Origin of the sequence: Xenorhabdus thailandensis (assembly GCF_037996785.1) — a bacterium.
GTDB lineage: Bacteria > Pseudomonadota > Gammaproteobacteria > Enterobacterales > Enterobacteriaceae > Xenorhabdus > Xenorhabdus griffiniae.
Window position 1 is genome coordinate 332501 of record NZ_JBBMXF010000007.1, and the last position, 16040, is coordinate 348540.

Below are 16040 nucleotides of genomic sequence, written 5' to 3' on the forward strand. Positions count from 1 at the left end.
TTGCCCCGTCGTATTCCAGTCATATTCAGAATGATGATCTGAACGCACAGCACCTTCTAAAATGACATTCCGTACCTGTTGCTGAGCAGTTAAATATAGTCCCGTATTATCAACATGTTTCTGTACAGGAATGTTATTAGAGCCTGCGGCAATCCATTCTCTTTTCCAGTCAATCCCACTACTGATTGCACCATGAGCAACCTGCCACGTATTTCCCCACTGCACATTGTATTGTTTTGAATCACTTAGACTGGAGCTTGTGCCATAACGCCCATGCTTAGGAACATAATTGTAATCTTTAACACGACTGTAACTGACAATGAATTGGGAAGAATAGAGGCCTTGATTAAATTGAAGCCCCGCATCATAGGAACGACTGAACAGTTCGCGCGTGTCTGCTTCGCCGAAGTTCCATGCATCATAAGCGGTCCGATTATTAAATCCATAGGCTCGAGCAAATCCGCTCATTTGCTCATTTATTTTATGATCAATTTCCAACCACAACATTTTACCCATAAAACCATCACGATCTGGCTGACGATATCCCCCTGTTTTACCATCAACTATCACATCAAACCCTTTGGTATAGGTATAACCTGCAGCTGTAGTTAATAAAGTATTCTCACCAAATTTTTGCTGTGTTGAACCATTATAGTTCTGATATCCATTCGAGCCGATCCCCGCATTCAGTGTTGTCCCGCGTTGTTGCCGTTTTGTAATAATATTAATCACGCCACCAATGGCATCAGAACCGTATACAGCCGAACGTGCGCCACGGATATATTCTATTCTTTGCACCATTGAAATTGGGATTTGGCTAAAATCGGCGGCTCCGGTAATACCTGCCTGATTCAAACGGAGTCCATCCACCAGCACCAGTGTATGGTTTGAGTTCGTACCACGAACAAATAAAGAAGAATGCTGCCCAATACCACCATTCTGCGCAATATCAATACTCGGCAAACGACGCAAAACATCAACCAAGCTACTGGATTGCCAACGATCTATATCTTCACGAGTCACTACCGTCGTTGGCGCCAACACTGAAGAAATCGGCTGCTTAAAGCGATGGGCTGTAACCACCAACGTATCCTGGTTATCTGCAATTGCAAGATGGTTCCAGCCAAAAAATATCGCCACGTACGCAACATATAGAGGAATCTGTTTTTTATTTACCATAAGATTTGTAATGAGAATGTGTGTGTTATCTGGCTAGCTATATTTAACTATAAAGAGTCATGCTACGATGAAGACTTCAGCGTGTCCAGAATGCCTCTCTATCAAAAAAAGCACTGATAAACCAGAAAACTGGACATCCTTTGCACTTGCCCTACAATGCCGCTCGGAAATTTTTCTTAACGCGACCATACGAGAACCCGATAATGCAGAATGCTTTGCCAACGGAAAATTATGAAAATCAATTGATGGAGAAAGTCCATCGTTTAAAAGGAATGATGCTCCCCTTTAGCGCACCTGAGCCTGAAGTTTTCCGTTCCCCGGCATCACATTACAGAATGCGCGCAGAATTCCGTATCTGGCATGAGGAAGATGATCTCTATCACATTATGTTTGATCAGCAGACTAAACAGCGTATCCGCATTGATCAATTTCCCGTTGCCAATCAGCTAATCAATAAAATGATGCAAGCCATCATTGCTGGCGTAAAAGACAATCCCATCTTACGCCATAAACTGTTTCAAGTGGATTACCTTTCTACCCGCAGTGACAAAATCATTGTCTCTCTGCTTTACCACAAAAAACTGGGGGATGAATGGCGTGAACATGCAACTGCTCTGCGTACTCAACTCATAGCAACAGGGTTTGATGTGCACCTTATTGGACGCGCAGCAAAAACCAAGATCATGCTTGACCATGACTATATTGATGAAGTACTGCCTGTTGCAGGCAAGACGATGATTTATCGTCAAGTTGAAAATAGTTTCACCCAGCCGAATGCCAGTATCAATGTGCATATGTTGGAATGGGCAATTGATATCACCAAAGACTCGAAAGGTGACTTACTTGAGCTGTATTGCGGTAATGGTAATTTCTCTCTGGCACTGGCGCAGAATTTTGAACGAGTATTGGCGACAGAAATAGCCAAACCTTCAGTGGCGGCTGCCCAATTTAATATTGCAGCGAACAAAATTGATAATGTACAGATTATCCGCATGTCAGCAGAAGAATTTACTCAGGCGATGAATGGAGAGCGTGAATTCAATCGGTTGCAAGGAATTGATTTAAACAGTTATCAATGTGAAACCATTTTTGTTGATCCACCGCGCAGCGGACTGGATGAAGAAACGCTAAAAATGGTTCAAGCATATCCACGTATTCTTTATATTTCCTGTAATCCAGAAACGCTCTGCCAAAATCTGGAAACGCTAACACAGACCCACAAAATCAGCCAACTGGCGCTCTTTGACCAATTCCCTTATACCCATCATATGGAGTGCGGTGTTCTGCTAGAAAAAAGAACTTAGTCGTCATAAAAAAAACAAAACGCCACAGAGTCAATTTCGTGGCGTTTTTTATTGAACCATTCTCGATAAAAGCGGTTAGTTTTGGCTTTCTGAAGTGAACGCTACTTGCTGCTTGCGCTTTTTCATCTTTAGGTAGATCCAAAACACCAAAACTGTGCCAATAATGACAGATAATAAATTAGATCCAATTGCTGGATATTCCATCCGAATAAATGCGCTATACATGAATATACCTAACAAGAAACATCCCGTCGCTAGTTTTGGTAATCCTTCTGCCATTGGATAATTCAAATAACGTTGATGGAGACAATACAAAGAGAGTGCCAGTGCAATAAGCGGGAAAATAGAAAAAGGGACAAATGAATTAAAAAATGCTGAGAAAGTTCCGTGTGTTGCCATTCCAACGATAAGCGCCAGCAACATTGTGCTTTTATCTTGGCGGTATTGTTCCATCGTATTATTCTCCTTTCATTATTATTCAGAGGTTTTAGGGATCACTTTAGGGACAGTTTTCTTTCTTGCTCACGACGATACCAATAATAAGCACCTTTGGAAATCATGCGGAGTTGCAAAACTAAACGCTCTTCGAGACGACGCCTTTTTTCTTCATCAATATCCAACGCTTCTGCACCTGCACTGAACACGATTGTCACCATCGCCTCGGCTTGTATTTCGGTAAAATGACGTGGCATATGGCTGGCTTGCTCGAGATAGTCTGCCAATTCGGCAATAAAATGTTGGATTTCTCGTGCTACAGCAGCACGAAATTCAGCCGATGTACCGGAGCGTTCACGCAGCAACAGCCGGAACGCATTAGGATTGTTGCCAATGAACTCCATAAAGGTTGAAACCGAAGTACGGATGACACTGCCACCTTTGGCAATACGCTGGCGGGCTTGACGCATTAACTGACGCAACATCAAACCACTTTCATCCACCATCGTCAGACCCAGTTCATCCACATCGCGAAAATGTCGATAAAAAGAAGTTGGTGCAATACCCGCCTCCCGAGCCACTTCCCGTAGACTCAAACTGGTAAAGCTGCGTTCAGCACTGAGTTGGCTGAATGCCGCCTCAATCAGGGAGCGGCGGGTTTTTTCTTTTTGTTTTGCTCTAACGCCGGTTACGTTACTCACAACAATCCTGATCTATCTCGACTTTAATCAGGCAAATATAACAGATTCTGCTAAGTTTGCTGTGATTGTTCTCTTAAAGATATTATTCGATGTTTTCCTGATTTATTTCTAAACAATGAGATAAAAACCTTATGTTCATTGGGTTATTGCATCAAGTAATGTTAAGATAGCGTTGTTATTTTGTGTAAAAACAGGTCTTTCCTCTATGCAACATACTCATTTTGATGCCATTGTGATTGGCTCTGGTCCCGGAGGGGAAGGAGCAGCAATGGGGTTAGTAAAACAAGGCAAAAACGTTGCTGTTATAGAACGTTATAATAATGTCGGTGGTGGATGTACTCATTGGGGCACAATCCCGTCGAAAGCTCTCCGCCATGCTGTTAGTCGTATTATCGAATTTAATCAAAATCCTCTCTACAGTGATAACTCCCGCATTCTTCGTTCCTCGTTTTCAGAAATTCTCCGCCATGCTGAAGTCGTGATTAACCAACAAACTAAGATGCGCCAAGGGTTTTATGAACGTAACCGTTGTCGAATGTTTGCAGGAGAAGCCTCTTTCATTGATGAACATCGGGTCAGTGTGCGTTATGCCGATGATAGTGTTGATATCTTAAGTGCAGACAACATTATCATTGCCACCGGCTCCCGTCCTTACTGCCCTCCTGATGTCGATTTCACCCACTCCCGTATTTATAACAGCGATACCATACTGCAACTGGATCACGAACCTCGGCATGTCATTATTTATGGTGCCGGCGTGATTGGTTGTGAATATGCCTCTATTTTCCGCGGATTGGGTGTTAAGGTGGATTTGATCAATACTCGCGATCATCTTCTGTCGTTTCTTGATCAAGAAATGTCTGATGCGCTCTCCTACCATTTTTGGAATAGTGGCACAGTCATTCGTCATAACGAAGAATATGAAAAAATTGAAGGCCTTGATAATGGTGTCATCGTTCACCTGAAATCCGGTAAGAAAGTCAAAGCGGATTGTTTGCTGTATGCCAATGGCAGAACAGGCAATACAGACACTCTCGGTTTAGAAAATGTTGGACTGGAAACAGATAACCGCGGGTTACTGAAAGTCAATCGCGTCTACCAAACCAACAATGAAAACATCTATGCCGTGGGGGATGTTATTGGTTATCCAAGTTTGGCTTCTGCGGCCTATGATCAGGGACGCATCGCGGCAAAAGCGATTATTACAGGCCATGCTGATCTGCATCTGGTGGAAGATATCCCAACGGGCATTTATACCATTCCTGAAATTAGTTCCGTTGGTAAGACTGAGCAGCAATTAACCGCAATGAAAATCCCTTATGAGGTAGGACGTGCCCAATTCAAACATCTGGCAAGGGCACAAATTGCCGGTATGAATGTTGGCAGCATCAAGATCCTGTTCCACCGTGAGACAAAACAGATTTTAGGCATCCACTGTTTTGGCGAACGTGCGGCAGAGATCATTCATATTGGTCAGGCCATTATGGAACAGAAAGGTGAAGGCAATAATATCGAATATTTCGTTAATACTACCTTCAATTATCCAACAATGGCAGAAGCCTACCGTGTTGCAGCACTGAATGGGCTAAACCGATTATTTTGAGGTTTTTCCAAGTATTTCATAATAATTACCCATTTTAGTCCGAATCGCCTCTGCCAATTGCTCATAGCGACCACGCAGAGGTGAACCGGGACGATAAACCAATATGACAGAGCGCTTCGGTTCCGGTTCATAACACTCCAGATAGCAAACCCCATCCCGGCTTCTTTCATTCGGCACTGACAAATCAGGTAATAACGTAATACCGCTCCCCGCCGCGACCATATTGCGCAGAGTTTCCAGACTGGTCGCCCTAAAATGGGTATCTTCTTTGGCGCCAGCCTGAAAACAAAATCCCATCGCCTGATCACGCAAACAGTGTCCATCTTCCAGCATCAATAACTTCTCGCCGGATAGCTCCGCCATCTTAATTTTGTCCCGTCCAGCCCATTTATGCTCTTCATATACCGCCAGTTTCATGGGTTCTTCAAATAACGGCACTTCGATAAATGCTTCGGTTTCTTTCACCAACGCCAAAATAGCACAGTCAAGCTTGCCACTATCAAGTTGAGCCAACAAGTTTAGGGTTTGAGCCTCATGTAGGTACATTTCCAATTTGGGGAACAATTTATGCAGTTCAGGAATAATAAGTGGCAGGAGGTAGGGACCGATTGTTGGAATAAGGCCGATATGCAACGGCCCAGACATACTTTCACCTTGAAGCGAGGCCATTTCCTGCAAAACCTTCACTTCTCTCAAAATGGTTTTGGCCTGTTCCACTAGCAACATTCCCTGTTGGGTGAATAATACCTTGCGGCTAGTGCGTTCCAGCAGCATCACGCCAAGCTCATCTTCCAGTTTGCGGATTTGCCCGCTTAGTGTCGGTTGGCTGACATGACAAGCATCAGCGGCTCGGCGAAAATGCCGGTATTCAGCAAGTGCTACAAGGTATTCCAGATCGCGGATATTCATTCCCAACCTCAGCATTTGATATCAATGATAGTATTGACCAATAAATCATTATATCCACGAGGGGAAAAAACTATCAACCGCATGTGATTACTGATGTTTTTAGCTAAATCGCTTTTTGGCCTGAGCAATCGCTTGCTTCACTTGTTCTTGCGCTACTCCACCTTTTGCCAGTCGCTTGTCTAAACACGATTGCAACGATAAAACGTCATAAACATCCACAGCAATGACATTGCTGAATTTTTGCAATTCAAATAGAGAAAGTTCTTCCAGTGCCTTACCTCGGTCAATTGCCGCAACAACAACTTCACCAACAATATGATGTGCTTCGCGGAACGGAACACCTTTTGCCACCAGATAATCCGCCAGCTCAGTTGCATTAGCATATCCCTGCTTTGCTGCTTCCTCACAACGGGAGCGTTTTACCTGAATGCCATCCAACACCAGTATCGCCATATGCAAACAATCCAGCCAGGTATCCAGTGCATCAAACAAGCCTTCCTTATCTTCCTGCATATCTTTATTGTAGGCGAGAGGAAGCCCTTTTAACGTCATCATCATCCCCGTCAATGCGCCTTGCACCCGTCCACACTTACCGCGGATAAGTTCCAACGCATCTGGGTTTTTCTTTTGCGGCATCAAGGAAGAGCCGGAAGTTACCCGATCCGACAATTCAACAAAGCCGGCCTCTCCGCTATTAAAGAAAATCAAATCTTCAGCCAAACGCGAAAGATGAATCATACTAATGCTCGCATCTGACAGTAGCTCCAAAACATGATCACGGTCAGACACACTATCCAGACTATTGCGTGTCGCTGAAGCAAAACCAAGCCATGACGCCAGCTGCTCACGATCAATATCATAAGCCGTTCCTGCCAATGCCCCGCATCCCAATGGACTGACATCCAACCGCTTTAATGCATCTTGCAGTCGGCTTTCATCACGATTAAGCATTTCCACATAGGCCAAACACCAATGGGCAAAAGTGACAGGTTGCGCCCGCTGTAAATGGGTATAACCTGGCATGACTGCATCCTGATTATTTTCAGCAGTGGATACCAATGCTTGTTGCAACTCAACTAATGCTGTCAGAATGTGGACGATCTGATCTTTGCACCATAATTTCAGGTCAGTTGCGACCTGATCATTACGGCTGCGTCCCGTATGGAGTTTTTTACCCAAATCGCCCACTTTCGTGATAAGTTGCCCTTCAACCCAACTGTGAATGTCTTCCGCATCGCTTTGCAAAATGGCCTTGGGGTTGGTTCGCACTTCATCCAGTAACTCATTTAAGGCTAGTTCCAGCTTTTGCTGCTCTTCGGCAGTGAACACGCCTACCGTAACCAACGCTTTTGACCACGCAACCGAGCCAATAATATCCTGCTCCGCCAAACGATAATCAAAACGCAGTGAATCATTAAATTGCTTGAAGCGCTGATCGGCTTCCTGACTGAAACGCCCACCCCAAAGTGCCATAATATCGTTCCTGTTTTTCTAATCGCTATTAATTACTATACCAATCTCACTTCAAGATACGTGTGATATCTCCCCCGCGTAGCGAGGGAGATATCAGGTTTCATAGCGTGTAGTAAATTGCAACTTGAAGTTTAATGCGTATAAAAGTTGATCGCCCCAAAATTACTTTTTGCTGTTTAGTGCACGAATGCGTGAAGAAAGCGAATAGAGGCGAATAAACCCTTCTGCGTGGCTGTGATCGTAAACTTCATCCTCGCCAAAAGTGGCAAATTCTTCAGAATAGAGGCTATTGGCTGACTTTTTCTGCACTGCCGTTACCTGCCCTTTATAAAGTTTCAGGACAACTTCACCGCTGACACTGGCCGCTAACATTTCTGCTGCCGCTTGAATTGATTGACGCAATGGTGCAAACCAACGGCCGTCATAAACCACATAAGACATCTCCAGCCCCAGTTGTTGACGCCATTTGAAACTATCACGATCTAAAACCAGTTGTTCGATACCACGTAGTGCTTCCATCATGATGGTTCCCCCCGGAGTTTCATAACAACCGCGGGATTTCATGCCTACCAAACGATTTTCCACGATATCGATCCGGCCAATGCCGTGCCTGGCTCCCAACTTATTTAACTTATCAAGACATTGATAAGGTGAAAGTGCCTGACCATTCACGCCAACCACTTCACCTCTTTCAACCATCACCGTGACATACTCCGGTTCATTGGGTGCCTCTTCTACCTCTACTGTCCACGCCCAACAATCTTTATTGGCAGCGTTCCACGTGCTTTCCAGAACCCCGCCTTCAGTTGAAATATGCCATGCATTCTCGTCACGGCTATAGATTTTCTCCAGCGTTGCGGTTGTCGGAATATCGCGAACTTTTAAATAATCCAGCAGCGCTTCACGGGAACGCAGATCCCATTCCCGCCAAGGAGCCACAACTTTCAGATGTGGTGCCAACGCGGTATAAGTGCTTTCAAACCGAACCTGATCATTACCTTTACCTGTTGCGCCATGAGCGACGGCATCCGCTCCTACTTTCAGAGCCAGCTCAACCTGCGCCTTGGCAATAATTGGACGAGCCATTGAAGTACCGAGCAGATAACTTCCTTCATACAGGGCGCCGGTCTTTAACACAGGATAAACATACTCTTTGATAAACTCTTCGCGCAGATCAACGACATGGCATTCGGAAGCGCCGGAACGTAACGCTTTTTGCTCCACGTCTTCCAGATCTTCACGACTTTGGCCGACATCAGCGACAAACGCAATCACGTCACAATTGCCATAATGTTCTTTCAACCACGGAATAATGGCGGATGTATCTAAACCACCTGAATATGCCAAAACAATTTTCTTAATGCTTTTAGTCATAGGGGTAACCTTTTTAATTTTAGTAAAAACATAAGTTCGGTAAATACACGTTCAATTACGCCAAAATTCGTGTGCCAATAGGTATGCCATTAAATAACGCAATCAATTGATCTGCATGACGCCAACTCGCAATATCTACGGATTGTCCGAGTGTTTTTGCCGCTTCCAACGCTGCATTCACTTTCACTATCATGCCGTCAGTAATAATGCCTTGATCGATAAGCTGCCTGATCTGCTCTGCCGTGGCTTCTGGGATTTTTTTCCCTTTCCCATCCAGAATACCGCTGACATCGGACAACAAGACCAAATCTGCATTCAGTACTTGCGCGATAGCTGTCGCAGCTTGATCGGCATTCACATTCATCAATTCACCCTGCTCAGTAATACCAATCGAGCTGATAATCGGCATATAGCCCACATCCAGCAAAATTTGCAGGAGATCAGGTGATCCTGGTTGAGCCTTTCCAGTGTGGCCAAGCTCTTCATCAAGTTGAGAAACTTTAACCATCCCTCCATCACCCAAACATAATCCGATAGCAGGCAAACGATACTTTGTTGCCCACGCCAGTAATTTCTTATTGGCGGTTCCGGCAAGCGTCCCCGTAATGATGTCAATTTGATCCTCAGGGGTAACCCGCAGACCTTGCTTTTTCAAAATAGGCATCTGCAATCGTTGCATCAGCTCATCAACCAAGCAACCACCGCCGTGTACAATAACCAGCGGACGTTTATGTGTTTTTCGATATAACTGTAATGTGGTAAATAACCGTTCCAGCGCTTCTTCACTGTCTAATAACACACCACCCAACTTGATAACTAACGGCTCCATCGGATTTATCCTCTGTCGGAATTTTAATTTTTCGGCATTCAGTTATTTTAGAAGTTAAAGTAATGCCTGAGTTTCTTCATACCCAAAACGAATATTCATGCACTGTACTGCTTGTGCCGCTGCCCCTTTCAACAAATTATCCTCAGCTCCTACGATGATCAAATGTTGCCCCTGAACAGCAAAACCAATATCGCAGAATGGCGAACCAACAACAGCTTTCAACGCGGGAACGCCTTTGCTATATAACCGTACCAACGGCTTATCATGATATGCCTGTTGATAAGCTTCCCTAATTTGTGCTTCTGTCACACCAGATTTCAACTTACAGGTAATTGTGGCAAGAATACCGCGTGAGAAATTGCCCAAATGAGGGATGAAAATCACCTCTGTACCTAAATGTGTGGTGATTTCAGGTTGATGACGATGGTTAAAAACACCATACGGTTGCAAACTCACTTCACAGAAGCTATTGGCAATCGATGCTTTTCGGCCAGCGCCACTGACACCACTGACAGCGTTGATAACAGGCCAATGTTCTGTATCTAATAAGTTTTGCTCAAGCAACGGTTTCAAGGAAAGTTGGGAAACGGTAGGGTAACAGCCGGGAACGGCAATCAATTGTGCTTGCTTGATTTTCTCGGCTTGCCATTCTGCCAACCCATATACGGCTTGCTCCAACCACTGCATATTTTTATGTTCAAATCCGTAGTATTTTTTATAGAACTGTGTATTTTGTACGCGGTAGGCACCAGATAAATCAAATACGATACAACCTGCTGCCAGAAATATCGGGGCAATATCATGGCTGACTTCATGGGCAGTGGCGAGAAAGACGACATCAATCCCTTTTGCCGCCTCAATCACCTCAGTTAGCGGCTGTAAGGGTAAATCCACAATACCTTGATATTGTGGATGAAGTTCAGAAAAACATTTCCCTGCATCTAAACTTTGAGAAGAAACCATCAAGCCGGAAAGATGGACATGGGAATGACGTTGCAGATATGCTGCTAACTCAGCTCCGGTATAACCACTGGCACCAACTATCAGCGTATTCAACATGGGATTTATTCACCTTTAGTATTAACCCAATAATATTAATCCAATGACCTCATTGCATTTATATGCAATAAATTTGCATGAATATTGATACTATTATGAGTAAAGGCTGTCAACAGTGAATATTAAATTACCGTCTTTTATTAAATTATATCATCAGCTCATTGCGGCTCCTTCGATCAGCGCCACCGATGCTGAACACGATCAAAGCAATGAAGTTGTTATCAATCTGCTGGCGGAATGGCTAAAAGAGATCGGGTTTTCCATTGAAATTCAGGGCGTCCCTGAAACCAGAGGTAAATTCAATCTGCTGGCAACATTGGGCAGTGGTTCAGGTGGTTTGCTGCTATGTGGCCATACAGATACCGTTCCTTTTGATGAGGGGCGCTGGACACAAGATCCCTTCACGCTGACCGAACGCGATGGCAAATTATATGGACTTGGGACGGCTGACATGAAAGGCTTCTTTGCCTTTATCGTTGATGCGTTACGGGATATCGATGTCAGCAAACTATCGCACCCTCTGTATATTCTGGCCACTGCTGACGAAGAGACATCCATGGCGGGTGCACGTTACTTTGCTGCCAATACCCATCTTCAGCCTGATTTTGCCATCATTGGCGAACCCACATCATTACAGCCAATCCGCGCCCATAAAGGGCATATCGCCCAAGCGATCCGCATTGAAGGAAAATCTGGGCATTCCAGTGATCCGGCACGGGGCGTCAATGCCATTGATCTGATGCACGAATCCATTACCCAGCTCATAAAACTACGCCATACCTTACAAGAACGCTATCACAATCCGGCATTTGTCATCCCTTATCCAACCATGAATTTCGGCCATATTCACGGCGGTGATGCCGCAAATCGTATTTGTGCCTGCTGCGAGCTGCATATGGATATCCGCCCGCTTCCTGGATTGACTTTGCAGAATTTGAATGAATTGCTAAATGACGCTCTGGAACCGGTCAAACAGCGCTGGCCTGGTCACCTGAGTGTAACAGAGCTTCATCCCCCGATTCCGGGTTATGAATGTCCAACAGACCACAAACTGGTCGGCGTGATTGAAAAACTGTTGGGAACCAAAGCAGATACCGTCAATTACTGTACGGAAGCACCTTTTATACAGGCATTGTGTCCGACCTTGGTCTTAGGGCCGGGATCAATTGAACAAGCACACCAGCCCGATGAATTTTTAGATATGGCATTTATTGAACCGACAAGGAAGCTACTTTCACAGCTTGTGGAACACTTTTGTTTGAAAGCAGGTTAAAATACGCACTACTATCCCAGCCAACTCCATAACCTCGATGGATACATCGGGGTTTTTTGCTCATTCCCCAACATGAATTTCTTTCCTGATCACTTTGAATATTCCTCATTGGGAATAAGCCATTTCTCGATTGACTAAAAACGCCGCTTCGCCCATTCTATTTGGACATCTAAACGGATAGACATTTAAACACTTAAACATCTAAAAATATGTTCATGAGGGCACAGGGTATGAGTTTTTTTCACGCTAATCAGCGAGAAGCGCTGAACCAGAATCTGGCTGAACTTGAAGGTCAAATTCGTGTTTCCTTTGAATTCTTTCCACCTAGAACGGCTGAGATGGAACAAACCCTGTGGAAATCCATTGATCGCTTGAGCAAACTGAAACCTAAATTTGTTTCTGTCACCTATGGTGCTAACTCTGGCGAACGTGATCGCACCCATAGCATTATCAAAGGTATTAAAGAAAAAACCGGCCTTGATGCAGCCCCGCACCTAACTTGTATTGATGCCAACCGTGAAGAACTGAGCAGCATTGCTCATGATTATTGGCAAAACGGCATTCGTCATATTGTGGCATTACGTGGTGATTTACCGACTAACGGTTGCAAACCAGAAATGTATGGTGCTGATTTAGTTGAGCTATTAAAAAAAGAAGCAGATTTTGATATCTCCGTTGCCGCTTATCCAGAAGTGCATCCAGAAGCGAAAAGTGCACAGGCAGATTTGATCAATTTAAAACGTAAAATTGATGCTGGAGCCAATCGCGCCATTACCCAATTCTTTTTTGATGTGGAAAGTTACCTGCGTTTTCGTGATCGTTGCGTCGCAACAGGGATTGACGTAGAAATTGTACCCGGGATCTTACCAGTCTCTAACTTCCGTCAATTGCAACGATTTGCCGCAATGACTAACGTTCGGATCCCAAGCTGGATGACCAGAATGTTTGAAGGGTTAGATGATGATCCGGAAAGTCGCAATTTAGTCGGTGCATCTATTGCAATGGACATGGTGAAAATTCTCAGCCGTGAAGGCGTGAAAGATTTTCATTTTTATACCCTGAATCGGGCAGAATTGAGTTATGCCATCTGCCATACGCTGGGAGTACGCCCTTGCTAACGCCAAAAAGCCGAACAGTTTCCCATTCGGCTTCTATGATTAAAAAATATTTAAACGTTATCCTGTATTACGCATTCCTGCCGCAACACCGGCAATCGTTACCATTAGCGCTTGTTCAAGATGCGGATCAGGATTTTCCTGCTGACGAGAACGCTGTAATAATTCGACCTGCAGTACGTTCAACGGATCGGTATACACGTTACGCAAAGCGATAGATTCGGCGATCCATGGCAAATCTGCCATTAATTGTTCGTCCTGCGAAATAGTCAATACCGTTTCAATATCCTCTGCAAGTTGATTACGCAATTTGACGCCTAATGGCCACAACTTAGGTTCGACCAAACGCTGATCGTAATATTCTGCTAACCACAGATCTGCTTTAGCAAACACCATCTCCAACATGGCAATACGCGTATTGAAGAATGGCCAATCACGACACATATCCGTTAAAACTGACAAGTTACCGGCATCGATCACCCGTTGCAGCGCCGCCCCCGCGCCTAACCATGCCGGCAACATCAACCGGTTTTGCGTCCAGGCAAATATCCACGGGATTGCTCGCAAACTTTCAACTCCCCCTGTCGGGCGTCGTTTAGCTGGCCGCGAACCCAAAGGCAGTTTTGCCAACTCTTGCTCTGGTGTCGCTGCGCGAAAATAAGGCACAAATTCCGGTTGCTCACGGACATAATCACGATACATGTCACAGGAAACATCAGAGAGTGTATCCATAATCTGCTGCCATTCCGGTTTCGGCTCTGGTGGCGGCAATAAGTTTGCTTCCAGGATCGCACTGGCATACAAGGCCAAACTGCTGATCGTGACCTGCGGCAAACCAAATTTAAAACGGATCATTTCCCCCTGTTCCGTTACCCGAAACCCGCCTTTCAGGCTACCCGGCGGTTGGGAGAGCAAAGCCGAATGGGCTGGAGCACCACCACGGCCAATGGTGCCACCACGTCCGTGGAACAGAGTGAGTGTCACGCCTTCTTTTTCACACACCTTGATTAATGCATCCTGTGCCCGATATTGTGCCCACGACGCCGCCATCACCCCTGCATCTTTGGCTGAATCAGAGTAACCAATCATCACCATCTGCTTATCCTTAATCAGATCGCGATACCACCCAATCCCCAACAGTTTTTCAATCACGCCTTCTGCATTATTCAAGTCATCAAGGGTTTCGAACAACGGCGCAACAGGCAATGACAATGGACATCCCGCCTCTTTCAACAATAATTTCACCGCCAAGACATCAGAAGGAACTTTCGCCATGGAAATAACATAAGCTGCAATCGAATCTTGGGGTGATTCAGCAATAACCTTGCAGGTATCGAAAACTTCTTGCGTTTCTGCGCTCGGCTGCCAATCACGTGGGATCAGAGGACGTTTTGATTGCAACTCTCCCAGCAGAAATGCCTGCTTTTCGGCTTCAGGCCAGCTCGCATAGTCTCCCATTTCCAGATATTGCGTCAGTTCAGCAATCGCATCGCGATGGCGGGTACTTTCCTGACGGATATCAATACGTACCAAAGACAAACCAAAGCAACGAATGCGGCGCAAGGTATCCAGCAATTGGCCATTTGCGATAATTTCCATCCCGCAAGCTTTCAATGATTGATAACAAGCATAGAGTGGTTGCCATAACTGTTCGTTATGCAAAAGTAGATCCGCGGGTGGTAAAGTTTGCTCGCCTTTAAGGCGTTTTTCCAGATAAGCCAGTGTGTTACCTAATTGCGTGCGCAATTGTTTGGCAATTTCACGGTAAGGCTCCAAAACATGCTCACCTCCTGCCATTTGGCGAAGTTCAGGCGTACATTCCGACATGGAAAGCTCAGAAACTAAAACCTGAATATCTTTCAGGAACAGATCGGCGGCCTTCCAACGGCTCAGCAATAAGACATGACGGGTAATCTCAGCGGTAACGTTAGGATTACCATCACGATCGCCTCCCATCCAAGAGGTGAAACGTACTGGTACAGCTTCCACCGGCAAACTATGACCAATGGATCCTTCCAGTTGTTCATTGAATTCACGCAGGAATGCCGGCACACCTTCCCACAAGCTGTTTTCAACCACAGCAAAACCCCATTTTGCTTCATCAATTGGGGTGGGACGATTCTTACGGATCTCATCAGTATGCCATGATTGGGCAATCAACTGACGCAATCGGCGGATGATGTTATTGCGTTCATAATCGGCCAAATCGTCATGATCAAGCTGTGCCAGACAGCCATTAACTTCAACCAACTTATGAATCAGGGTACGGCGGGCAATTTCTGTCGGATGAGCGGTCAGAACCAGTTCAATCGCCAGTTTATTGACTGCCTTGATCAGATCATCATTGCTGAATTGCTTGTCTTTGAGCCGGTTGAATAGCGCTGCCAGCGCGACCGGATTACTTGCCGCTTCGCCATGTGGCGAAATGCTGTGATACTGTTCGGCAACGTTAGCCAGATTTAAAAACTGGTTAAACGCACGGGCCACAGGCAATAATTCATCATTGGATAAATTTTCCAGTGTTGATAAAAGCTGCTGACGGTGGGTTTCGTTACCTGCACGGGATGATTTAGATAACTTCCTGATCGTTTCAACTTTATCAAGAATATCTTCTCCCAAAGCTTCTTTAATTGTATCGCCCAGTAACTTACCGAGCATACTGACATTACTTCGCATTGCGGAATATTGTTGATTCATGTGGTTCCTGGCCTTGTGTTGCTGTATGTCACCTATCTCACCAATGGATTGGCTTACCCTTATTTTCTGTCTAAATATTTCATATTTTG

General features: G+C 45.0%; 13 protein-coding genes (1 of these 13 cut by a window edge). 4 read left to right on the plus strand and 9 right to left on the minus strand.

Annotated elements, in window-relative coordinates; genetic code table 11:
• Positions 1–1179, minus strand: partial view of a TonB-dependent vitamin B12 receptor BtuB gene (btuB, locus tag AAC853_RS04120; RefSeq protein WP_340613745.1) — the 5' portion only. 660 nt of this gene lie to the left of the window's left edge; only the first 1179 of its 1839 coding nucleotides appear in the window; it begins with the start codon at positions 1177–1179; its stop codon lies off the left edge, out of view.
• 203 nt (positions 1180–1382) lie between these two features.
• Here btuB and trmA point away from each other — a divergent pair, with 203 nt between their 5' ends.
• Complete coding sequence (trmA, locus tag AAC853_RS04125) at positions 1383–2483, plus strand: tRNA (uridine(54)-C5)-methyltransferase TrmA (protein WP_340613746.1); 1101 nt, start codon at positions 1383–1385, stop codon at positions 2481–2483.
• A 75-nt stretch (positions 2484–2558) separates the two neighbouring features.
• On the opposite strand, the gene AAC853_RS04130 is transcribed toward trmA, so the two are convergent.
• Both AAC853_RS04130 and fabR read right to left on the minus strand, forming a co-directional pair.
• Positions 2559–2936 (minus strand): YijD family membrane protein, encoded by a 378-nt coding sequence (locus AAC853_RS04130; protein WP_338883738.1) that lies wholly within the window; start codon positions 2934–2936, stop codon positions 2559–2561.
• Between the two features lie 41 nt (positions 2937–2977).
• Entirely contained in the window at positions 2978–3619 is a 642-nt protein-coding gene (gene fabR / locus AAC853_RS04135) for an HTH-type transcriptional repressor FabR (RefSeq protein WP_338883739.1), read from the minus strand.
• Between the two features lie 205 nt (positions 3620–3824).
• Between fabR and sthA the strand changes: the two genes are divergently transcribed.
• Positions 3825–5222, plus strand: coding sequence for a Si-specific NAD(P)(+) transhydrogenase (gene sthA, locus AAC853_RS04140; RefSeq protein ID WP_340613747.1), 1398 nt, complete (start codon positions 3825–3827; stop codon positions 5220–5222).
• On the opposite strand, the gene oxyR is transcribed toward sthA, so the two are convergent.
• From oxyR to argC, 5 genes are all read right to left on the minus strand, one after another.
• A complete protein-coding gene (gene oxyR, locus AAC853_RS04145; protein WP_338883741.1) occupies positions 5214–6131 on the minus strand; it encodes a DNA-binding transcriptional regulator OxyR in 918 nt (305 codons plus the stop codon). The genes sthA and oxyR overlap by 9 nt on opposite strands.
• Before the next feature lie 99 nt (positions 6132–6230).
• Positions 6231–7604 carry an argininosuccinate lyase gene (gene argH, locus AAC853_RS04150; protein WP_340613748.1) on the minus strand — a complete coding sequence of 458 codons (1374 nt, stop codon included), beginning with the start codon at positions 7602–7604 and terminating at the stop codon, positions 6231–6233.
• 162 nt (positions 7605–7766) lie between these two features.
• A complete protein-coding gene (locus tag AAC853_RS04155; protein ID WP_340613749.1) occupies positions 7767–8978 on the minus strand; it encodes an argininosuccinate synthase in 1212 nt (403 codons plus the stop codon).
• 55 nt (positions 8979–9033) lie between these two features.
• Positions 9034–9807, minus strand: a complete 774-nt coding sequence (argB, locus tag AAC853_RS04160) for an acetylglutamate kinase (RefSeq protein ID WP_340613750.1) — start codon at positions 9805–9807, stop codon at positions 9034–9036.
• A 54-nt stretch (positions 9808–9861) separates the two neighbouring features.
• A complete protein-coding gene (argC, locus tag AAC853_RS04165; protein WP_340613751.1) occupies positions 9862–10866 on the minus strand; it encodes an N-acetyl-gamma-glutamyl-phosphate reductase in 1005 nt (334 codons plus the stop codon).
• Between the two features lie 115 nt (positions 10867–10981).
• Between argC and argE the strand changes: the two genes are divergently transcribed.
• Both argE and metF read left to right on the plus strand, forming a co-directional pair.
• A complete protein-coding gene (gene argE / locus AAC853_RS04170; RefSeq protein ID WP_340613752.1) occupies positions 10982–12139 on the plus strand; it encodes an acetylornithine deacetylase in 1158 nt (385 codons plus the stop codon).
• A gap of 230 nt (positions 12140–12369) precedes the next feature.
• The gene (gene metF / locus AAC853_RS04175; RefSeq protein ID WP_340613753.1) at positions 12370–13257 is read left to right on the plus strand and encodes a methylenetetrahydrofolate reductase; all 888 of its coding nucleotides are present in this window, start codon (positions 12370–12372) and stop codon (positions 13255–13257) included.
• A 57-nt stretch (positions 13258–13314) separates the two neighbouring features.
• Here metF and ppc read toward each other — a convergent pair whose 3' ends face one another.
• On the minus strand, positions 13315–15951 hold the full coding sequence (ppc, locus tag AAC853_RS04180; RefSeq protein ID WP_340613754.1) for a phosphoenolpyruvate carboxylase: 2637 nt from the start codon (positions 15949–15951) through the stop codon (positions 13315–13317).
• Between the last annotated feature and the right edge of the window lie 89 nt (positions 15952–16040).

Bases quoted from the DNA above. Each gene is read 5' to 3' on its own strand.
- AAC853_RS04130 (WP_338883738.1), bottom strand. From the start codon at position 2,936: ATGGAACAATACCGCCAAGATAAAAGCACAATGTTGCTGGCGCTTATC.
- ppc (WP_340613754.1), bottom strand. From the start codon at position 15,951: ATGAATCAACAATATTCCGCAATGCGAAGTAATGTCAGTATGCTCGGT.
- metF (WP_340613753.1), top strand. From the start codon at position 12,370: ATGAGTTTTTTTCACGCTAATCAGCGAGAAGCGCTGAACCAGAATCTG.
- oxyR (WP_338883741.1), bottom strand. From the start codon at position 6,131: ATGAATATCCGCGATCTGGAATACCTTGTAGCACTTGCTGAATACCGG.
- argB (WP_340613750.1), bottom strand. From the start codon at position 9,807: ATGGAGCCGTTAGTTATCAAGTTGGGTGGTGTGTTATTAGACAGTGAA.
- trmA (WP_340613746.1), top strand. From the start codon at position 1,383: ATGCAGAATGCTTTGCCAACGGAAAATTATGAAAATCAATTGATGGAG.
- sthA (WP_340613747.1), top strand. From the start codon at position 3,825: ATGCAACATACTCATTTTGATGCCATTGTGATTGGCTCTGGTCCCGGA.
- argC (WP_340613751.1), bottom strand. From the start codon at position 10,866: ATGTTGAATACGCTGATAGTTGGTGCCAGTGGTTATACCGGAGCTGAG.
- AAC853_RS04155 (WP_340613749.1), bottom strand. From the start codon at position 8,978: ATGACTAAAAGCATTAAGAAAATTGTTTTGGCATATTCAGGTGGTTTA.
- argH (WP_340613748.1), bottom strand. From the start codon at position 7,604: ATGGCACTTTGGGGTGGGCGTTTCAGTCAGGAAGCCGATCAGCGCTTC.